The sequence below is a fragment of the Tardiphaga sp. GW821-FHT12E02 genome, assembly GCF_058807155.1.
Window position 1 is genome coordinate 3,781,403 of sequence record NZ_JBXAQK010000001.1, and the last position, 19,853, is coordinate 3,801,255.

General features: G+C 62.7%; 18 protein-coding genes. 8 read left to right on the forward strand and 10 right to left on the reverse strand.

Going from position 1 to position 19,853, the window contains the following annotated elements; genetic code table 11:
- Positions 1-40: 40 nt before the first annotated feature.
- The 9 genes from AC1RQ5_RS17915 to coaD form a co-directional block, all read right to left on the reverse strand.
- Positions 41-1,171: a CaiB/BaiF CoA transferase family protein gene (locus AC1RQ5_RS17915; RefSeq protein ID WP_493200718.1), complete on the reverse strand. Its 1,131-nt coding sequence runs from the start codon at positions 1,169-1,171 to the stop codon at positions 41-43.
- Positions 1,172-1,352: 181 nt separating this feature from the next.
- A complete protein-coding gene (locus AC1RQ5_RS17920; protein WP_493200720.1) occupies positions 1,353-5,669 on the reverse strand; it encodes a translocation/assembly module TamB domain-containing protein in 4,317 nt (1,438 codons plus the stop codon).
- A gap of 25 nt (positions 5,670-5,694) precedes the next feature.
- Positions 5,695-7,656, reverse strand: a complete 1,962-nt coding sequence (locus AC1RQ5_RS17925) for an autotransporter assembly complex protein TamA (protein WP_493200722.1) — start codon at positions 7,654-7,656, stop codon at positions 5,695-5,697.
- 381 nt (positions 7,657-8,037) lie between these two features.
- Positions 8,038-9,171, reverse strand: coding sequence for a tRNA guanosine(34) transglycosylase Tgt (tgt, locus tag AC1RQ5_RS17930; RefSeq protein WP_493200723.1), 1,134 nt, complete (start codon positions 9,169-9,171; stop codon positions 8,038-8,040).
- Entirely contained in the window at positions 9,168-10,250 is a 1,083-nt protein-coding gene (gene queA, locus AC1RQ5_RS17935; protein ID WP_493200724.1) for a tRNA preQ1(34) S-adenosylmethionine ribosyltransferase-isomerase QueA, read from the reverse strand. Before queA ends, tgt begins: the two co-directional genes overlap by 4 nt.
- Before the next feature lie 76 nt (positions 10,251-10,326).
- A complete protein-coding gene (locus AC1RQ5_RS17940; protein ID WP_398483783.1) occupies positions 10,327-10,794 on the reverse strand; it encodes a peptidylprolyl isomerase in 468 nt (155 codons plus the stop codon).
- Positions 10,770-11,171 carry a UCP034077 family protein gene (locus tag AC1RQ5_RS17945; protein ID WP_493200727.1) on the reverse strand — a complete coding sequence of 134 codons (402 nt, stop codon included), beginning with the start codon at positions 11,169-11,171 and terminating at the stop codon, positions 10,770-10,772. Before AC1RQ5_RS17945 ends, AC1RQ5_RS17940 begins: the two co-directional genes overlap by 25 nt.
- A gap of 45 nt (positions 11,172-11,216) precedes the next feature.
- Entirely contained in the window at positions 11,217-11,807 is a 591-nt protein-coding gene (locus tag AC1RQ5_RS17950) for a peptidylprolyl isomerase (RefSeq protein ID WP_398483779.1), read from the reverse strand.
- A gap of 39 nt (positions 11,808-11,846) precedes the next feature.
- Positions 11,847-12,344 carry a pantetheine-phosphate adenylyltransferase gene (gene coaD / locus AC1RQ5_RS17955; protein WP_493200729.1) on the reverse strand — a complete coding sequence of 166 codons (498 nt, stop codon included), beginning with the start codon at positions 12,342-12,344 and terminating at the stop codon, positions 11,847-11,849.
- 324 nt (positions 12,345-12,668) lie between these two features.
- Here coaD and AC1RQ5_RS17960 point away from each other — a divergent pair, with 324 nt between their 5' ends.
- The 5 genes from AC1RQ5_RS17960 (at position 12,669) to AC1RQ5_RS17980 (ending at position 14,901) form a co-directional block, all read left to right on the forward strand.
- Positions 12,669-12,926, forward strand: a complete 258-nt coding sequence (locus tag AC1RQ5_RS17960) for a hypothetical protein (RefSeq protein ID WP_398483775.1) — start codon at positions 12,669-12,671, stop codon at positions 12,924-12,926.
- A gap of 355 nt (positions 12,927-13,281) precedes the next feature.
- On the forward strand, positions 13,282-13,458 hold the full coding sequence (locus AC1RQ5_RS17965) for a hypothetical protein (protein WP_398483773.1): 177 nt from the start codon (positions 13,282-13,284) through the stop codon (positions 13,456-13,458).
- 74 nt (positions 13,459-13,532) lie between these two features.
- Entirely contained in the window at positions 13,533-14,057 is a 525-nt protein-coding gene (locus tag AC1RQ5_RS17970) for a PAS domain-containing protein (RefSeq protein ID WP_493200731.1), read from the forward strand.
- A 103-nt stretch (positions 14,058-14,160) separates the two neighbouring features.
- A complete protein-coding gene (locus tag AC1RQ5_RS17975; protein WP_398483769.1) occupies positions 14,161-14,421 on the forward strand; it encodes a DUF2798 domain-containing protein in 261 nt (86 codons plus the stop codon).
- Between the two features lie 96 nt (positions 14,422-14,517).
- A complete protein-coding gene (locus tag AC1RQ5_RS17980; RefSeq protein WP_493200733.1) occupies positions 14,518-14,901 on the forward strand; it encodes a nuclear transport factor 2 family protein in 384 nt (127 codons plus the stop codon).
- 23 nt (positions 14,902-14,924) lie between these two features.
- Here the strand turns inward: AC1RQ5_RS17980 and AC1RQ5_RS17985 are convergent, their stop codons facing one another.
- Complete coding sequence (locus tag AC1RQ5_RS17985; protein ID WP_493200735.1) at positions 14,925-15,818, reverse strand: LysR family transcriptional regulator; 894 nt, start codon at positions 15,816-15,818, stop codon at positions 14,925-14,927.
- Positions 15,819-15,970: 152 nt separating this feature from the next.
- On the opposite strand from AC1RQ5_RS17985, the gene AC1RQ5_RS17990 reads away from it, so the two are divergent.
- The 3 genes from AC1RQ5_RS17990 (at position 15,971) to AC1RQ5_RS18000 (ending at position 19,719) form a co-directional block, all read left to right on the forward strand.
- Positions 15,971-16,624 carry a hydrolase gene (locus tag AC1RQ5_RS17990; protein ID WP_493200736.1) on the forward strand — a complete coding sequence of 218 codons (654 nt, stop codon included), beginning with the start codon at positions 15,971-15,973 and terminating at the stop codon, positions 16,622-16,624.
- Positions 16,625-16,725: 101 nt separating this feature from the next.
- The gene (locus AC1RQ5_RS17995; protein ID WP_493200738.1) at positions 16,726-17,754 is read left to right on the forward strand and encodes an Atu2307/SP_0267 family LLM class monooxygenase; all 1,029 of its coding nucleotides are present in this window, start codon (positions 16,726-16,728) and stop codon (positions 17,752-17,754) included.
- A gap of 165 nt (positions 17,755-17,919) precedes the next feature.
- Positions 17,920-19,719: a monovalent cation:proton antiporter-2 (CPA2) family protein gene (locus tag AC1RQ5_RS18000; protein WP_493200739.1), complete on the forward strand. Its 1,800-nt coding sequence runs from the start codon at positions 17,920-17,922 to the stop codon at positions 19,717-19,719.
- The last annotated feature ends 134 nt before the right edge of the window (positions 19,720-19,853 follow it).

The following is a 19,853-nucleotide window of genomic DNA, read 5'->3' on the forward strand; positions in this document are numbered from 1 at the left end:
ATAATAGTCGGGCGCCCGGATTCAGGTGACCGACGCCCCCCTATCCTTTAAGAACATCCGCGTTATGCTCGCCTAAACGTGGAGCTGGACGTTCCAGCGCTGGCTGCGATTTCGACCAGCGACCTGTCGATCTCATCGCCCTGATCGGTCCTTCGCTTGGATGTTCAATCTCGTCGAAAAAGCCGACGGCCTTCAAATGCGGATCGTCGATCAAGCTATCGATCGTCGCCAGCGGCACGGCGGGAATATCGACGCGCTCCAATTCCTGCATCCACCAGTCGGTGGTTCGTGTCGCAACAAGTTCGGCAACGATCTGATAAAGCGCCGTCGTATTGTGCGTGCGTCCGGAGACGGTGGAGAAGCGTTCATCCTCCAGCACATTACTACGATCGACGAGCCCGAAAAACGCTTTCCATTGTTTGTCGGTCACGAGCAACAGACAGACCACGCCGTCAGATGTCGTGAACGGCCGCCGCACCGATGCGTATCGCTCGAACACCGTCGGGCCGAGCTGAGGTTCATACGTACGCCCGCCCATGTGGTCGGACAGCACCATGAAAGCCATGGTCTCGAACATCGCGATTTCCACATGCTGTCCCTCACCAGTTCTGAGGCGGTGATACAGCGCGCCGAGCGCGGCATTGGCCGCATTCATGCCTGTGACCCGATCCGCGACAGCAATCGGCGCATATCGTGCGCCGCCCTCTTGCGACGCGCCGAGAGACGGTATTCCGACGGCGGCCTGAATCAGATCGTCATAGGCGGGCCTATCGGAGTAAGGCCCGCCGCTGCCATAGCCGACGATGCTCACATAGATCAGCGATGAATTGACCTCACACAGGTCCTGGTAAGCGAGACGCAGCCGCTGCATGGCCTTGGTCCTGACATTGCAGATCAGGACATCGGCATCCCTGATCAAGGCCAGAAACGCATTGCGTCCGTCCTCGCTCTTCAGATCGAGCGCGACGCTGCGCTTGCCGCGATTGGCGTGGAGATGCATCGGCCCCATCCCGCCGCTGCGCGACTGACCGATATTGCGCAGATTATCGCCTTCGGGTGTTTCGACCTTGGTGACGTCGGCGCCCATTTCCGCGAGGGTTTGCGCAGCACAGGGACCGGACAACATCGTGGTGAGATCGACAACCCGAACACCATGTAGCGGACCTGACATTGTAAACTCCCCTGCGATCATTGAAGACGGCACGCTCTGCGGCGCTTTGATTTTCTGTGACGCGAACTATTCGCTCGAAGGCTCGATCGAGCCGAGAGCGAACATGCCAAACGCAACAGCAGATGGCTATCAGCAATCACGCGAGGATGAGAAGGGCGCGACGGACATGGCGGCCCCTCGCCTAGTATTCGATCTCGGTCCCGATCCCGATCGACGTAGCACCGGCACCCGATGCTTCGCCCTGCAAGCGCAGGCGGCGGGTAAGATCGATATCGAGCGTGACGGCAGAGTCCTTCGCCGCTGCCGCGCCTTTCACGCCGACGCTGACTCGGCTGTTGATAGCCCGCGCGGCGCCGACGCTGGGGCCACTGGCACCGCCCGCAGAAATATCCAGCGCATCGACGCCAAGCGAACGACGCAGCCGCTCCATCGTGTCCGGCCCGCCATCGCCGGAGAACTGCGCCACCATCTGTGCGAGCTGCACCGCCTGGAATGGCGACAAACCGCCCGATGCCTTGGAGAACATGATGCGCGACAGCACCTCGTCCTGCGGCAGATCGGGCGACGAGCTAAACGCAAATGTCGGTGCCGAGGCGATGCCGCTGACCGCGATCTGCGCGGTGACGTCACCCGCCTGGGTCTGCGCAACGAAATCGAGTTCCGGCGTGACCTCGCCGCTGAACGTCGCACGGCCGCGGCTGAAATCGAGGCGGGTGCCCGCTACTTGCAATTTTCCGCGCCGCATCTCGAAGGCACCGATGGTGACGGGCGATGCCAGCCGCCCGGTCAGCCGCATGTCGCCGCCGAGTTCGGCGTCAATACCACGGCCACGGACAAAGATCCGGTTCGGCGCAGCAATGGTGAGATCGAGTGCCGCATCGAAAGGCGGCGCGCGCTTGGTCCGTTTGCGCGCCTTCTCTTCTTTCTCGATCGCCTGACGTACATGTTCGGGCGCATCGATGTGGCGCGTGCCGGCCAGCGGCTTCAGCGTGGACGGCAGCCGTTCCGGGACATTGATATCGAGACCATCGATATCGATGCGTCCGGTGACCCGCGGATCGCGCATCAACGGACCGGCGATGCGCAGGTTCGGACTGGCGCGCATCTTCATGATCGCGTTCGATGCCAGCAGCATGTCGCGGCCGGTGATCTGGATCGAGCCAGGCAATCCCGCATCAGGATCGATGCGGATATTGCCGCTGGCATTGAGGCTGCCGCCATTGGCGCTGGTCGCGGTAAAACGTTCGATCACCATATCATCGTTGCGCGCTGCGATCCGCGCAGCGACGCCAGTGAGCTTGGTCCCGAGTTCGACATCGTCGAAAGTGCCGCCAGACAGCATGACTGCACCATTGAGCTTCGGCTTCTCGAACGCGCCGGTGACGCGCAGGTCGATGTCCGACCGCCCCGACAGGCGCCGGCCCTGCGGAGCGAGATGGCCGTTGGCGGCGGCAAGATCGAGCGCGCCTTTTACGGAAAGATCGAGACTGCCGCGCTGCACCGGGACTTTGCCGACAGCGTGCAACTGGCCAAGACGCGGTGCGCTGACGTGCGCATCCAGCGTGGTCAGCCCATCGCTCAGCCGACCACTGGCTCGAATGCCCATCGGTGCCAGCGCGAATTCGCGTGTCTGCGCCGCCGCAAGGCCGTTGATGGCGACGCGCCAGTCGCCACTCGGCGCTTGCGCCGTACCGGTCACACGCGCCTGCGCATCGAGCGTACCCGCGAGACCGAGCTGCGGCGACACGGCATTGGCGATCGCGAGCGGCACGGCCCTCGCCGAAAGCGCGAGATCGAGGGTCTTGCCGGCCGAGCCGTTCACACTCAGCACACCGCGATCCAGCGCCAGCGCGAAATCCCTGATATCGACGGTCGAGCCACGCAGCGTGAATGACGCCGGCCGCGCCAGCGCAATTCGGCTGCTTTCATAACGCGCCGTGAGCGCCGAGAGATCAAGGCGGATGTCGCCGGCCGGCACCAGCATGGCACGTAGATCGGCCCCGATGCGACGGCCATTCACTTTCAGCGTGATGTCGCTGCCAGATGTGGTCGTACGCGACGCCACACGCATGCTCGGAAACACCTCGCCTGCGATGGCGGCGCTGTCGACGGCGATGTCGCCCTGCACGAGCGGACGCTGCCAGATGTCGCGCAATGCCGCCTGCACATCGATCTTGCCGATGGCATCGTTCGCATGTTTGAGGCCCTGACCACGCAACGCGATCCGGGCATGCTGCGCGCCGGCCTCGGTGCTGAAATTCAGATTGGCATCGAAGGCACCGGCCAACTTGGCCATGAGTAGCGGTGACAGGTCGTCGAGATTGCCGGCCGATGCAGTCAATTGTCCCGACACTAGATGCACTGCATCCAGCGCGACAGCGCCGCGTGCGGCAACCGAACCTATGCGCAGATCGAGATCATCGATCCGCCATCCGCCATCCGCCTGTTTGGCAACGTGAAGACGTCCATTGGCATTGTTGCGATCGATGGTTCCGGCCAGCGTCGCCTTGGCGTCGAGTAAGCCGGTGAGGTCGGTGGCGGCGAGGTCAAGCGCGAGACGAGGCACCGGCCGCCCCGATACTTGTACATTGTTTGCAAGCACGGACACATTGGCATTGAGCCGGTCAAGCGAACCTGTGAGTTGCCCATGCGCCTCCGCCTGCCCGCTCAATGTCTTGTCCGCATGTGACAGCTGCGGGATCTGCACCGCAGCAGTCACGGCGGCACTCTCCCTGCTGGCATCGCCAGTCACGCGTGCGCTAATGTGGCGGCCGGCAATGCGCAGGTCGTCAAAGCCGAAGCCGCCATTGGGCAGCGTGCGCAGGAGGCCGGTTATATCGACCGTGCCTCCTGTGAGACCATCCACATGACTGATCCCGGTCGCGAGCCCACTCAGCTTGCCAGCAAGCCGTGCATCAACGTGCCCGGCGTCCGGGCTGCCATTGATCTCCGCGCCCAGCGCCAGTGCGCCGCGCAGCTTCAGGCCGGCCAATGCGCCGAAGCGTACGAGGTCAGACGACGAGATTTCCGCGCGGCCGTTGGCGACGGAACTGCCCACCAGCCCCTTGAACGAGGCCGCCGCCGTCTCGGTCTGCAATTGCAGCGTCTGCACATCGATGACACCGGCATGGCTGGTCCCCGCCAGCACCAGTGACAGCGACGAGCCCACGGCACTGTCGATCGCAGCATCGCTGGCGTGAAGGCCGTTTGCCTTCACCTGCCCGGCCAGCATGATCGCGGTGTCTTTCTCCAGCAGCGAGCCGGCCGGCGACGCGTTGAATGACGCATCGATCTGACCGAACCTGCCCTGCGGCAGCCGGGCATCACGCAACATGGCCGTGGCCGCGATCTGCGGCCCCGACAGCGCGCCTTTCACCGTCGCATCGAAAGCCAGCGTCTTGATGCCGATATCGTTGACCTCGGTAGTCTCACCCATATTGGGCAATGCGCGCATGCGAATGGTGAGGTCGGCGACCTGCTCCGCATCGATCGCACCGCCGATATCCAGCCGCGCCAGTTTTGACACCACCGACAGCGGTTCGATGTGAACGGCGCCCCCCTGCGCGAAGCGGATGCTGCTGTTCAGCTGCGTCGTCCCGGCAAAAATTGGCTGAATCACGGACGGCAGAAGCCCCTCGATGCGCGCGCCGAGATCGAGGGTCAGGCGGCGGCCGTCCGGCTGTTGCGCGAGTTGCGCCACGCCATTGGCGCCGGTGTTCGCTCCTGCGTCGAAAGCCAGCCGCGCATTGAATGCATCGAGCGTTCCAGTGCCGTTGAGATCGAGCTTGGCCGCCGGCAGATCGGCCACCTTCAGCAGCCGCACCACGATGCCGCCCGGCGCCTCGTCGAGGGTCATGGTGGTTTCGAGCCGGCCGCTCGCCGGCACGTAATCGAGCCTGGTGGTCAAGATGCCTTGCGCATCGAGTCTGCGCGCGTCGAGCCGCAGATTGAGACCTTCGGCGGGATTGCCGAGCAGCGCCTGCCCCGATGCAGCGAAGCGTGCCGCGACGCCGAGCAACGGCTCGCCGAGCGACAGCTCGGCCAATGCAAAGGATTTGACCTCCAACTTGACCGGAATTTGGGGCAATAGCGGTTCTTCCGCCTTTACCGGTTGATTGGAGTCCGGCGATGGTTGCGCGGTGACGATCGCCTCGGGCGCTGGTGCTGGTTTGCGATAGACGGCAAGATGCCCGACATCCAGTCGGTCGATCTCGAGCCTGCCCATCAGCAGGGCTGCGCGGCGCCACACCAGCCGAACCTTGTCGAGCTTGAGCCAGACACCATTGTGATCGGCGATCGACACGTCGCCGACGGTGACATCCGAGGTCAGCACACCGGAAACATCGCCGATCGAGATCTGCGCTGCCGGCGTCGAGAGCGCGCGTGAGATCAGATTGGCGAGCAGGCCCTTGTCGTCGCCCTGCCCCTTCAGCGCCAAGTGCAGGAACGCAAAACCAGCCATGCCGAGCAGCAGCACGCCAGCACATACAGCAATCAAGATATGTCTGCGGCGCAACCGCATGTCAGAATGCCTGACCGATGCCGACATAAAACGCGTATGCGGATTCACCCGGTCGCTTATTGATCGGCAGCGCGACATCGAGCCGGATCGGCCCGATCGCGGTATAGTAGCGCAGGCCGACACCAGCTGCGACGCGCATATCCTCGCCCAGATTTGAATAGCCCGAATTGAATGCGCCGCCGATATCGACGAATGGAACGATGCCGATCGTATCGGTCACCTTGATGCGCGCCTCGAACGAACCTTCCAGCAGATTGCTGCCGCCGACGACTTCGCCGGTCGGCCCGAGCGGGCTGAGGCTGCGATAGCGGAAGCCGCGCACCGATCCACCGCCACCGGCATAAAAGCGATGATTGGCCGGGATCAGCGCGCTGTCGGCACCGAACAGCGCACCGGCCGCGACACGGCCCGCCAGCACAATGCGCGCGGACTCGTCCAGCGCGCGATAGACGGAGGCCTGTGCACGCGTCTCGGTGAAACTGACCGACGAGCCCAGCCAATTCGGATAGGTCGCTGCAAAGCCCTGCAGGCGAATGCCTTTGGTCGGGTCGAGCGCATGGTCGGTCGTATCATAGGAGACCTGAACGGGGATGCCGATCAGGTTGTAATCGATAGTGCCGAGCGTATCGGTGGTGCGGCCGACATCGCCGGCGATGCCAATCTGTGCCGAGAAGGTGTCGCTGAAACGATGCCGGATGGCGGCGCTGGCGGTCATGCGCTCGCTCTCATAGCCGCCATAGCGATCGCCGCCGATGCGATCGCGCTCCACCATGCCGTCCAGCAGCAGGTCATTCCGCGAGCCATTCAGCGCTGGCTTGATGAAGGTGGTGCGCAGCCGTCCGCCGAGATCGGAGAAGCCGAAATCGCGCAGCGTATCCAGCGCGCTCTGATTGGTGCGCGGCGGCACGAACACGTCGGCCTCGACGCGCAGGCTCTCGGCGCCGCCGAACAGGTTACGGTGCTGCCAGTAGCCGCGCAGGCTGGGACCATCGAGGGTCGAAAACCGTGCGGAGGCGCCGAGCACATTGTTGGGGCGCTCGGTCACCTCGGCGGTGAACGGCAATTGTCCGGCACCATTGAGATTGCGCGCCTCGCGCACCCGCACCGTCTGGATCGCAGGCACCTGCAACACCGATTTGCGGATGCGCGCGATCTGGTCTGGCGAATACGGATCGCCGGGCGCTGGATAGATATACGACTGCACCACGCGGGGATCGACATGGGTGGTGCCGCTGACACTCACCTCGCCGAAACCGGCGCGCGGGCCGCGATCGATCACGAAGGTGATGTCCATCGTCCGATTGCGATGATCGACAAGCGGCTCGGCATCGCGCGCGCGCGCCAGCGGATAGGACTGCGCACGGAAATAATCGACGATCGCCCCCTGCGCCGCCTGCAAGTCCCCTGCACTCGCGCCCACACCGGGCTCAATCTTCAGTACGTGACGCGGCAGCGTTTCCGTATCGAACGGCCGCATGGTCGCCGCATCGACGACGGAGATGTTGCGCAGCTTGAACAGCGTTCCCGGCGTCACACGCACGGTGATGGGAACAAGGCCACTGTTTCGGAATTGCTCGGCCTTCTGGGCAGCGGCAGCGCCATCTTCGCGCAGCGGGACCGATGCGACCTCAATGCTGACTGACGCGTCATAATATCCGGCCCCCCAAAGGGCCCGCAGCATCGGCTCCGCATCGATCTGCGCGCGCCGCACCAGCATCTCGCCATCCACGGGAGGATCCGTGCGCAGCTTGTGAAGATTAGACACATCCTTCAGCGCCTGAACGGCGGTCTTGTCGATCCCATCGGCGTCGAATTCGACCTTGTAAGGCAACGCGTCCGGCGAGACCTTTGGCGTGTCGTCGCCTGTGACCCACGCGATCGGATCGAACGCCACCGCATCGGTTGGACCTGCGACAGCAACCAAAGCAACGGCGCAGAGAGAGGCAATAAAGTCGGAAGACAATTTCCGCAGTCGCATTACATTCCAATGACGATTGCGCTCAACCCCAAGAAACGTCGAGAGCGCTTTAAACCATAATTCGGCCAAATACGGCGAAGGTGTGGGCCAAACAAGAACGCGATTTCGCCAAAGTCTCGCTGCGGTCGCGTATCGTTTCAATGCAACGTCAGGGCATTCGTCTCAATGCCGCCAGCCCTGTGAATAAAGGGGTTCCCGCAAAATGCGTTGCTTGTTGTCATATTGACGCATGCCGCAATTTATTTGCGGGAGCATCCGAGGTTCCATCGTCAATCGCGATGCAACTGCCTCATCCCCCGACGAGCGATACAACACGACCTGCCGGCGATTCCGTTCGCGATTGTTTGATCCGCACCGAGCGGTTTCTCAGCGCGGCGCGATATCGCCCTGCGCCCAACCTTCCTTTGTCTGCGCGCGAAAATTTTCGAACGTGCCATTTTCGATCGCCGCGCGAATGCCCTCCATCAGCGTCTGGTAATAGGCGATGTTGATCTCCGACAGCAGCATCGCGCCGAGCGTTTCATTGGCGCGCACGAGGTGATGCAGATAGGCGCGCGAATAGTTGCGCGCTGAGGGCCACGGGCTTTCCTCATCGAGCGGACGCGGGTCATCCTGATGCCGCGCATTGCGCATATTGATCTGGCCATGGCGGGTGAAGGCCATGCCATGGCGGCCGTTCCGCGTCGGCATTACGCAGTCGAACATATCGACGCCGCGCGCCACCGCTTCAAGAATGTCCTCGGGCGTACCCACACCCATCAGATAGCGCGGACGATCCGTCGGCAGGATCGGCGCAACTTCCTCGATCATCGCCAGCATGACGGCCTGCGGCTCGCCTACAGCAAGACCACCGATGGCATAACCGTGAAAACCGATATCGATCAGGCCACGCGCGCTGGCATGGCGGAGCGCCGGCACGTCGCCGCCTTGCGCGATGCCGAATAGCATGTAGCCGTCGGGCGCAGTCTCGAACGCGCGCTTGCAGCGCTCGGCCCAGCGCAGCGACAGCTGCATTGCACGGTCGATTTCGGCGTGCTCTGCCGGCAGCCGCACGCATTCATCGAGCTGCATGGCGATATCCGAATTCAGCAGCCGCTGGATTTCCACCGCGCGCTCCGGCGTCAGCTCATATTTGCTGCCATCGATATGCGAGCGGAAAGTAACGCCCTGCTCCGTCACCTTTCGCAATTGCGCCAGCGACATCACCTGGAAGCCGCCGCTGTCGGTCAGCATCGGCCCGTTCCAGGTGGTGAATTCTTGCAGGCCGCCGAGTGCCGCGATGCGCTCCGCGCCGGGCCGCAACATCAGATGATAGGTGTTGCCGAGCACGATATCGGCACCGGCATCGCGCACCTCGCGCCAATGCAGGCCCTTCATGGCGCCGAGGGTGCCCACCGGCATGAAGGCCGGCGTGCGCACCACACCATGCGGTGTCGTCAGGCGGCCGAGGCGCGCGGCGCCGTTGTTGCCCAGCAGTTCAAAGTGATTGGCGACGGTCATGGCGGGCTTTCGTTACGGAACAGCAGGCTCGCATCGCCATAGGAGTAGAAGCGGTAGCCTGTCGAAATGGCATGCGCATAGGCTGCCTTCATGGTGTCGAAGCCGGCAAAGGCCGAGACCAGCATGAACAGCGTCGAACGCGGCAGATGGAAATTGGTCAGCAGGATATCAACGGCCCGGAAGCGATAGCCGGGCGTGATGAAGATCGCGGTGTCGTCGGCAAATGGCTTGATCACGCCATCCTCGCCAGTGGCGCTTTCGAGCAGGCGCATCGACGTGGTGCCGACAGCAACAATGCGGCCGCCCGCGGCATGCGCCGCGTTCAGCGCGTCGGCGGTCTCACGCGAGATCGATCCCCACTCGGAATGCATTTTGTGTTCGGTGGTGTCGTCCACCTTCACCGGCAGGAATGTGCCCGCGCCCACATGCAGCGTGACGCAATGCAGGCCGATACCGCGCTCCGTCAACTGTGCCTCAAGCGCCGGTGTGAAATGCAGCCCCGCGGTCGGCGCAGCGACGGCGCCTTCATTGACGGCGAACATGGTCTGATAATCCGCCGCATCCTGCTCGTCAGCATCGCGCTTCGATGCGATGTAGGGCGGTAGCGGCGGTGAGCCGAGTTCGGCGATTGCCTGGTCCAGCGCTGGCCCATGAAATGTGAAGGCAAGCGTCACCTCGCCCGCCTCCCCCTTCGCCTCCACCGTGGCATCGAGATGTCCGAGCAGGCAGACGCGGCCCTCATTGCCGAAGCGGACGACATCGCCGGCTACGAGCTTCTTCGCCGGCTTCACAAAGGCCTGCCAGCGCGAACCATCGACGCGCTTGATCAGCGTCGCCTCGATCTTTGGCTCGGTCTCACGGCTGATACGGCGCCCGGTGAGGGAGGCTGCGATCACCTTGGTATCGTTGACCACCAGTTGATCGCCCGGCTTCAGCCAGTTCGGAAGATCGCCAACGGTGCGATCTTCGAGTTTCTCCCCCGGCCGCACCACGAGCAGCCGCGCCGACTCCCGCGGCGACGACGGGCGAAGCGCGATGTTTTCGGGCGGGAGATGGAAATCGAACAGATCGGTGCGCATGGTCTCAGGGGTTATAAAACGTGGATGCCCGGCACAAGGCCGGGCATGACGTCGTTGATATCAGAGAAAGCGTCGATCAGGCAGCCTTGTCAGCCGCCATATAGGCCTTCACGATCTTGTCCGGGTTCTGCACAGGCTCGCCGCGCTTGATCTTGTCGACATTCTCCATGCCGTCGGTGACCTTGCCCCAGACCGTGTACTGCTTGTTCAGGAACGAGGCATCATCGAAGCAGATGAAGAACTGGCTATCGCCGGAATCCGGGCTGGCCGCGCGGGCCATCGAGGTGGTGCCGCGCACATGTGGTTCAGCGTTGAATTCGGCCTTCAGCTTCTGGCCCGAACCGCCGGTGCCGGTGCCCTGCGGGCAGCCGGTCTGCGCCATGAAGCCGTCGATGACGCGGTGGAACACGATGCCATCATAGAAGCCGTCGCGCACCAGTTCCTGGATGCGGGCGACATGGCCCGGCGCCAGGTCCGGTCGCATCTCGATGGTGACATTGCCCTGGGTGGTCTCAAGGATCAGAGTATTTTCGGTGACAGCCATGCTTTTCTCTCGACTGGTTTGGGTTGGTTTCGGCGGTCGTCGAACCGCATTCGGAACGGGCGTCCAGCGACAGCGTCGCCTAGTCCCCCGCTAAATGGCATCGGTGAGCACCGTTGCAAAGTCTCCATCACCGCCGTTCGGTAGGCGATGCTGTCGGCTTGTGACGCATCCGGTGTCTCAAAGGTAATCCGCGGCCGGCCAAGAAGTTCGCCGTCGCGTTTGAAGCTGAATAGCACCGTGATCTGCATGCCGGGATGGCCGCGCGGTAGCTCTGGCCCGCGCCAGCACCCCTTCAGTTTCTCGAACATCCCGTCCAGCGTGCTCACCGCCCCGGCCTGCGCGAAAGCGGTATTCATCTGAATCGATGCGATCAGCATCGATGCTGCGAGCAGGACGATATGCCCATGCCGCAGCACCACGCATCACTTGATGTCGGACGCGACCTGGACCTTGACCATCTTGTCCGGATCGGTGACCGCACCCGAAGCAGAGCCCGGAGGCGCCTTCTTCAGCTTGTCGACCACATCCATGCCCGACACGACATCGCCGACCACGGTATATTTGCCGTTCAGCGACGAGCCGTCAGCGAACATGATGAAGAACTGCGAATTGGCCGAATCCGGATCGCCGGCGCGTGCCATGCCGACCACGCCCCGCTTGTAAGGCACTTGCGAGAACTCCGCCTTCAGGTTCGGATATTTCGAGCCGCCGGTGCCGTTAAAATTCTTGCCGTCGCCGGTCTGGGCCATGAAGCCATCCATCACGCGGTGGAACGGCACATTGTTGTAATAGCCCTCGCGCGCCAGCAGCTTGATGCGCTCAGCGTGCTGCGGGGCGATATCCGGGCGCAGCTTGAAGACGATGCGGCCCTTGGTGGTGTCGATGACGATGGCATTGGCCTTGTCAAGGCCGGCCGGCAGCGGCGCTGCGGCCGGAGCCTGCGCGGCGGGCGCCTGCGCAAAAGCGGGGACGGCCGACAACAACACGGCAGCGATGGCGATGGTACGGATCATGGAAACTCCGGATGCAGGACTGCCCGAGGGGCATTCAGTTCAGGTCGCGAATTTCGACTTCAGGCTTCTGGCAACCGCCTCCGGCACGAAGGCCGAGACATCGCCGCCCATGGCAGCGATCTGCCGGACCAGTGTGGCGGTGATCGGGCGGACGCCGACCGAGGCCGGCAGGAAGACCGTCTTCACATCCGGCGCCATGGTCTGGTTCATGCCGGCGATCTGCATCTCGTAATCGAGATCGGTGCCGTCGCGCAGGCCGCGGATCATGATGGTGGCGCCGATCTTCTCGGCGGCCGTGATGGTGAGATTGTCGTAGGTGGTGCAGTCGAAGTCACAGCCTGCAGCTTTCGCGACCGGGCCGAACACGTCTTTCACCATCGCCAGCCGCTCCTCGGTGGAGAACAGCGGCTTCTTGCCGGGATGCACACCGATGGCGACGACGAGCTTGTCGCACAGGCCGACGGCGTTGCGGACCACGTCGAGGTGGCCGTTGGTCACGGGATCGAACGATCCGGGGTAAAGCGCGATACGGGTCATGCCCTCTCACCTAGCCTGCCCGGCATGGCCCCGCAAGCGCCGATGGTTCCGTCCAAGACGCTCCGCCCTGCAGACAATATTTTTCGATCCGGTTCGAACCGGAATGCCAGTCACCGCGTCAATTAGGCATCTGGGACGGCACTGAAAACACACGCTTTTCAGCGGATTGTGTCGTCGCGGACGGATGGATGAAACACAGGCCGGGCGGGATGAAACCAGTTTGCCCGGCGACGACAACCTCCCGAAACCGGCCCTGACTAATCAGGGAGGCACAGGGACTTGCAAATAAACGGGTCAAAATGACCCAACCGACAGGGGACCGTCATGATCAAGGCTCTTTCCGCGATTGCGATTGCTGCTTTTATTGCCGCCGCCGTCACCGTTCTCCCCGGCTTCGCGCCGCGGGTCGAAGCGTCGGTTCCGGTGGCCCTCGCCAAGGCCGACCGTCTCGACGTCAAGCAGGTCGGCCGCGCCTGCTCCGAGCAGGCTTGGCCAAATTTCGAGGCCTCCTGCCTGCGTAATGCGGCAACCAAGGTGATCAATATCCGCGAAGCCCGCGTCGTGAGCACCGATCGCCACTGAGCCGCGTCAGCGCCCTCACACATCAAAAAGCCCGCGGCATGTCCGCGGGCTTTTTGATTCACCGGCCGTAACGAACATGGTCAGGCGATCCACTCATCGATCGCGGTTGCTACCGCATCGCGAAGAGAGAGAATCGGCAACGCCGCCGATGGCCACGATCGGAGCGAAGTCGCTTCACTTGCATGCCCTGAGTGCAGGCATGCCAGCAACAAAACGCGCATGATGGTAACGGAGAGCCGCGCCTCCGACGGTTCCATGTTGAGCGAAGGCATTCCACATCTTCACAGCTTGACTGCGATCCAGAATGCGCCAGTACTTGTGTAGTTCAGCTCGAGAATTGGACATGAGTGCATACTTGACGAGCATTTCTCTGCAATATCGTCGGCGCGCTGCTGACGTGGGACGGAAAGCGATCGAGAGTCCGGACGACGCCGAAATGCTTCGTCTGCTGCATCAGGCGCTGTCATGGATTCAACTGGCCGAGAATGAGGAGCTGATGTCCAACGCCCAGCCGATGACAGGCTCGGCATAGGACCTGCACACTTCAAGATTTAGACAATATCAGATACAATTTCCCCGGCACATTAACGACCGCGGATCGTTTCAATGGCGAAACTCATCTCAGTGGCGAGTATCTGCGAAAGTCTGGCTGAACTTGCTCAGGCCAATGGCTGCAACACCCTGTCGATGTGGCTCAAGCTCGCGACCAACCAGGCCTATCTCGATCAGCTGATGACGACCGCGCAAGCGGACGGACGCATCGGTGTCTGGGACTGGGATGTTGCCAACAACAAGAACTACACGAATGATTATGCGGGCTCGTTCTTCAATGTCGACGCTCAACTGGGCGCCCGCGGACATCCGATCGAGCGCATCATCGAATGCATCCATGCCGACGACGCCGCGGAATTCAACGGCAGGCTGGAAAACTCCATCCGGACGGGCGAGCAGTTCCATGTCGAATACCGGGTGAAGTCCGCTGACACGATCCGCTGGGTCCGTGCCGACGGCCAGTGCTCGCTGGACGACAGCGGCCGCCCCATGCGCATGCTCGGATCACTCGTCGACATCACGCACGAGAAGCCGCCAGAGAACGTCATCGTGATGCGCCGACAGCTTCAGCGCTTGTGACCAGCGAAAGCGCCCCTGCTCGCACGAGCGACGACATATGCGACGGCGTCCTCATCCAGCTGGCAAGCTTATTGCTTTGCCCCCTTGACCAAGAGGACACGCAATGACGCTTATCCCTGCTCGCTACAGCCACCTGACATTCGGCGTGATCCAGTCCGGCCTCACCAGCGGCGTATCGGCAGCCGTCGCGAGCGTGCCATTCTGGCAGGAACGATCTTTTCTCGCGCACTGGCTGTCGGCATGGGTCATCTCCTGGCTGATCATGCTGCCCATCGTGGTGTTCGCCGCGCCCTTCATCAAAGCGTTCGTCCATCGCATCACATGCGACGTGACCGATCCCCAGCACGCCACGAAGCAGCATTGAACCTCACATCCCAAACTCCGCAATGATACGCTCTCCAGCTGCACTATCGATCCTCGCGCAGCATGAGGTACAGATTGTCGTATTCTGGAGGTTGTCATGTCCGGGACTGAGCGCAACAAGGCCAATGTCATCGCTTTCTATGAACTGATGTTCAACGACTGCCGCCCACGCGAGACGATCGCGCTCTATGCCGGCGACAACTACACCCAGCACAATCCGCATGTGGCTGATGGCATCGACGGTTTCATCGCCTATTTCGAGCGCATGGCCCGCGAATGGCCGGGCAAGCGCGTGGAAATCCGGCGTGTGATTGCCGAAGGTGATTTCGTTGTCCTGCACTGCCTGCAACACTGGCCCGGCGACCAGGACTACGCCGCGATCGATATTTTTCGGCTCACACCGGGCGGCAAAATCGTGGAGCATTGGGATGTGCTGCAGACCATTCCTTCCGAAGCGGAAAACCTCAACGGGATGTTCTGAGGCGATCCGCACGCATCGACGCTCTAGCCACTTGCCTCCACCGCGTTCGCAGCCTTGCCATAACATTCGATCAGCATCTCGGTGAGTACCCTCACCTTTCGCGCTGGATGCGGGCTCGACGGTCGGATGACATAGATGCCTGCCGCTGGCGGCGGATAGCGTGTCATCACAGGAACCAGTGCACCGGATGCCACATGCTCCTGCGTGATATCGTCGGGGATCCGGGCGATGCCGAGCCCTGCCAGAGCGGCGGCGACGAGAGCCGTACTCTCATCGGCCTTGAAGCGCCCCTGCGGGCGCACCGAGATCACTTTGTCGCCATCCATGAGTTGCCAGGCTTCGGTGCCATGCATCAGCGCTTGATGGGTGATGAGTTCGTCCGGTGTCTCGGGAGCACCATGCGTTTTGATATAGTCCGGGCTCGCGACCAGTTTGCCATATAGCGGCCCGATATATCGCGCGATCAGATTGGAGTCCTGCAGATAGCCAAACCGGATCGCACAATCGAACCCTTCTGCGATGAGGTCCACGAAGCGATCGCTATAGAAGGTGTGGACGTGAAGCTGCGGATGGTTGCGCGCCATCTCCGCAAGCACCGGCGCCAGATGCGTCGGGCCGAATGTCAGCGGCGCGGCGATGCGCAAGCGGCCACAGAGCTCGCCATCGGGCAGGATCAGTTCCCTGGCCGCATCGATCTCGGCGCACGCACGCGCCGCATGATCGCGAAACAGGATTCCGGCTTCCGTGAGTGCGGCACCACGCGTGGTGCGCGCCAGCAATTGAACGCCGAGTTCCGCCTCGAGCCGGGCAAGCTGACGGCTGACGATTGATTTGGAAACACCGAGACGTCTTGCCGCAGGTGACACACCGCCGGCATCGGCGACTTCCACGAATGTGCGTAATTCTTCGATGTCCAATTCGGCGTTCCCCGTTTTGCGACACAGCTTGCCATGGAAGGGCACTACCTCACTACGCCCGCGAACGGCAATACCGCGCCCAGGCAGTGTCGCCGTTGTCGCATGTCTGCCGAAACCCCGTCTCACTCACAACGGCAGTAGAGGATGTATTCATGACCCTTCGTAATGGCCTTGCGTCGCTTCTTCGCCCCGAAGACTCGGTTCTCGTTCTGATCGATCACCAGCCTTATCAGCTCACCAATCTGAACAGCCACGATCCGCATGCCGTGGTCAATGCGTCGGCAGCCTTGGCCAAGGCTGCGAAGGCTTTCAATGTTCCGACCATCCTGACCAGTGTGATCGCAGAACGCGGCGGCCTCATCTTCCCGCAGATCACCGATGTGTTCCCCGATCAGGAAGTGATCGACCGCACCTTCATCAACACCTGGGAAGACCCGAAAGTCGTCGAGGCTGTCAAGGCGACGGGTCGCAAGCAGCTGATCATCGCAGGCCTGTGGACGGAAATCTGCGTCGCGATGCCGGTGATCCAGGCCCTCGGTGAAGGCTGGGATGTCACGGTGGTCACCGATGCATCGGGCGGCACGTCGGTTGAAGCGCATGAAGTCGCCATCCAGCGCATGATTGCGGCCGGCGCCAATATGATGACCTGGCTGGCGCTCGCGGCCGAATGGCAGCGCGACTGGGCCCGGCTCGGCACAGCGGGCAAGATGACGGATGTGCTTGTCCAGCACGCGGCGGGAAGCGGCATCGCGTTCCTGTGGGAGCAGCAGCTTCTGAACACGCCGGTGCCGAAGACTGCGAGCTAACGCGTGCGGGGATGACGGGACGCTTGTACCACGTCCCGTCGTCCCCGTTATAACCGACCAGAGCGATCCGCCGCGCGGACACATGAATTGGAATGATACCCATGGAAATCGGCATCGACAGTTTTGCGGCCATCCTTCCCGACCCCATGAGCGGCCAACTTCCTTCGGCCACCGATCGCATGGCCGATCTCCTTGATGAGGTCGAGGTCGCTGACCGCGTCGGGCTCGATGTTTTCGGCATCGGGGAGCATCACCGCGCCGAGTTCCTTGATTCCGCCCCAGCGATCATCCTGGCTGCGGCAGCAGCACGCACTCAGAACATCCGCCTGACAAGCGCGGTGACAGTGCTGAGCGCCGCCGATCCCGTGCGCGTGTTTCAGGAATTCGCGACCCTCGATCTCATCTCGAAGGGCCGCGCCGAACTCGTGGTTGGCCGTGGCTCGTTCGGCGAGGCCTATCCGCTTTTCGGCATGAACCCGCAGGACTATGACGAACTGTTCGCCGAGAAGCTCGCGCTGTTCCTGAAACTGGGCGAGACCAAACATCCGATCTGGAAAGGTCGCTTCCGCGCCGCGCTGGAGGGCCAGGGCATCTATCCCCGCCCCCATCAGCCACGCCTGCCAGTCTGGGTCGGCGTTGGCGGCACGCCGGAATCCTTCATACGCGCTGGCACGCTGGGCCTGCCGCTCATGGTCGCGATCATCGGCGGCACATTCGAGCGTTTTCGCCCGCTGGTCGATCTCTATCGCGACGCTGGCGAGCGTGCCGGACAAAGTCCCGACAAGCTCAAAGTGGGCGTGCATGCGATGGGTTTTGTCGGCGAGACCGATGCAGCCGCGCGCGATGCTTTCTTCCCTGGCTGGGCGCATCTGACCGCAAAGATAGGCCGGGAGCGCGGCTGGTCGCCGCCATCGCGCCAGCAATTCGACGCCACGGCGGGCCCCGGAGGCGCGTATCTGATCGGTGCGCCGGCCACCGTCGCCGCAAAGATGCGCCACGCGAGCGAAGCCCTCGGCGGCATCGCGCGCATCACCTTCCAGATGAGCACCGCCTCGCTCGAAACCGCAGCGATGAAGCGCTCGATCGAACTTCTCGGCACCGAAGTCGCGCCCGTCATACGGGCGGCCTGATCGCAACCTTGAGCAGTTCCGTCTCTCGCGAGACACGCAAGACGGCCGGCATCGAGTGCGATCCCGGCCATCCACGCTTGCTCGCAGCGCATCACACGGGCATATGCAACCAAGGTGCTCTACGCGACGGGCTGAACTGTCCGGCAGATCAACGAAAGAGGTTTCATGGCGGACGCTTCCGGTTTTAGCTTGGGACACGCGATCGTCCTGCTCGGTGCGGCCACCGTCGCAGTACCACTGTTCAAGCGCCTGGGGCTCGGCTCCGTTCTTGGCTATCTCACCGCCGGCCTCGCCGTGGGGCCATTCGGCCTTGGCCTGTTCAACGATCCCGAAACCCTGCTGCACACCGCCGAACTTGGCGTCGTCATGTTCCTGTTCATCATCGGGCTGGAGATGCGCCCGTCGAAACTCTGGAAACTGCGACGACAGATCTTTGGCCTCGGCGCAGCCCAGGTCATCACCTGCGGCTTTCTGCTCACGCTGGTCGGGATGGCTGCAGGTTTCAGCTTTCCCGTCGCCATGATCGGCGCGATGGGTTTTGTGCTCTCCTCTACCGCTGTCATCATGCAGCTGCTGGAAGAGCAGGACGAGACCTCCTCGCCCGAAGGCCAGCGCGCCATCGCGATCCTGCTGCTGGAGGATCTTGCCATCGTGCCGCTGCTGGCGCTGGTCGCCATCTGGGGCGCCGCCGATGCACCCGTAGCCGCCAATGCCAAGCCGATGTGGCAAAGTGCCGCCATCGCATTCGCCGGTCTTGCCGCATTGCTGGCCGCAGGCCGCTGGCTGCTCGACCCGTTCTTCCGCATCATTGCGCGTGCCGGCGCGCGCGAAGTGCTGACTGCCGCCGCCCTCCTGGTCGTGCTCGGCTCCGCCGTGTTCATGCAAAGCGTCGGCCTGTCGATGGCGATGGGCGCCTTCCTCGCTGGCGTGTTGCTGTCGGAATCGAACTTTCGTCATCAGCTCGAGGCCGATATCGAGCCGTTCCGCGGCATCCTGCTCGGCCTGTTCTTCCTGAGCGTCGGCATGTCGCTAAATCTCAGCATCGTCGCCAGTGAATGGGTCATGGTGCTGGGCGGCGTCGTGGCGTTCATGATCGTCAAGGCGATCGGCATTTATGTGATCGCGCGCCTCGCCAAATCCGATCACGCCGCAGCCACCCACCGCGCCGCGTTGTTTGCGCAAGGCGGCGAATTCGCCTTCGTCCTCTATGCGGCTGCCGGCACCGCAGGCATCTTCGACACCCGCGTCTCGGCGGTGATGAGCGCCATCGTTATCCTGTCGATGGCCCTGACGCCCATCGTGCTGCTGGTCCATGCGCAGATGCGGCGCGGCGCGCCGGTGTCCATGGACGGCATCGACAAGGCCGACGGCCTGCGTGGCAAGGTGCTGTTCATCGGCTTCGGCCGCTTCGCCCAGGTGGCGAGCCAGGCCCTGTTGGCGCGCAATGTCGAACTCTCGCTGATCGAGACCGACGTGGACATGATCCGCGCTGCCGGCACCTTCGGCTTCAAGGTCCATTACGGCGACGGCACCCGCCTCGACGTCCTGCACGCCTCGGGCGCCGCCACCGCCGAGGCGATCCTGATTTGCGTCGACAAACCGGAGGCCGCCGATCACATCGTCGAACTCTGCCGCTCGGAATTCCCGCTGGCCAAACTCTATGTCCGCTCCTACGACCGCGGCCATTCGCTGCGGCTGATCCATGCCGGCGTCGAATTCCAGATCCGCGAAACGTTTGAATCCGCGCTGGTGTTCAGCGAAGCCGTGCTGACCGGCCTCGGCCTCGACGAGGATGCGGCCCGCGACGCCATTGCCGACGTCCGCGAACGCGACGCGCAGCGCGTGGAGCTAGAAGTGATCGGCGGCCTCGAAGCCGGCCGCAAGCTGCTCCGTGGCAATGCGGAAACGCCGGAGCCAAGCCCGTTCTTCAAGACGCGGCAGGCGAGTGCGGAAGCCAGCTCATGAGCGACACCGATATCAAGATGTTCGGAAAGTCGTTCCTGTAGGACAGGTCGAGCGAAACGGCCCCCTGCGATCGGCCCATCAAACGCGCTGGCAAGCGCCGCGCCTCGACCGTCAGAATTTATTTGCACTGCACC

Excerpts from the sequence above, each read along its gene's own strand:
- AC1RQ5_RS17990 (WP_493200736.1), top strand. The coding sequence starts at position 15,971 with ATGACCCTTCGTAATGGCCTTGCGTCGCTTCTTCGCCCCGAAGACTCG.
- AC1RQ5_RS17980 (WP_493200733.1), top strand. The coding sequence starts at position 14,518 with ATGTCCGGGACTGAGCGCAACAAGGCCAATGTCATCGCTTTCTATGAA.
- AC1RQ5_RS17940 (WP_398483783.1), bottom strand. The coding sequence starts at position 10,794 with ATGGCTGTCACCGAAAATACTCTGATCCTTGAGACCACCCAGGGCAAT.
- coaD (WP_493200729.1), bottom strand. The coding sequence starts at position 12,344 with ATGACCCGTATCGCGCTTTACCCCGGATCGTTCGATCCCGTGACCAAC.
- queA (WP_493200724.1), bottom strand. The coding sequence starts at position 10,250 with ATGCGCACCGATCTGTTCGATTTCCATCTCCCGCCCGAAAACATCGCG.
- AC1RQ5_RS17945 (WP_493200727.1), bottom strand. The coding sequence starts at position 11,171 with ATGCTGATCGCATCGATTCAGATGAATACCGCTTTCGCGCAGGCCGGG.
- tgt (WP_493200723.1), bottom strand. The coding sequence starts at position 9,171 with ATGACCGTCGCCAATCACTTTGAACTGCTGGGCAACAACGGCGCCGCG.
- AC1RQ5_RS17915 (WP_493200718.1), bottom strand. The coding sequence starts at position 1,171 with ATGTCAGGTCCGCTACATGGTGTTCGGGTTGTCGATCTCACCACGATG.
- AC1RQ5_RS18000 (WP_493200739.1), top strand. The coding sequence starts at position 17,920 with ATGGCGGACGCTTCCGGTTTTAGCTTGGGACACGCGATCGTCCTGCTC.
- AC1RQ5_RS17970 (WP_493200731.1), top strand. The coding sequence starts at position 13,533 with ATGGCGAAACTCATCTCAGTGGCGAGTATCTGCGAAAGTCTGGCTGAA.
- AC1RQ5_RS17995 (WP_493200738.1), top strand. The coding sequence starts at position 16,726 with ATGGAAATCGGCATCGACAGTTTTGCGGCCATCCTTCCCGACCCCATG.
- AC1RQ5_RS17975 (WP_398483769.1), top strand. The coding sequence starts at position 14,161 with ATGACGCTTATCCCTGCTCGCTACAGCCACCTGACATTCGGCGTGATC.
- AC1RQ5_RS17950 (WP_398483779.1), bottom strand. The coding sequence starts at position 11,807 with ATGATCCGTACCATCGCCATCGCTGCCGTGTTGTTGTCGGCCGTCCCC.
- AC1RQ5_RS17960 (WP_398483775.1), top strand. The coding sequence starts at position 12,669 with ATGATCAAGGCTCTTTCCGCGATTGCGATTGCTGCTTTTATTGCCGCC.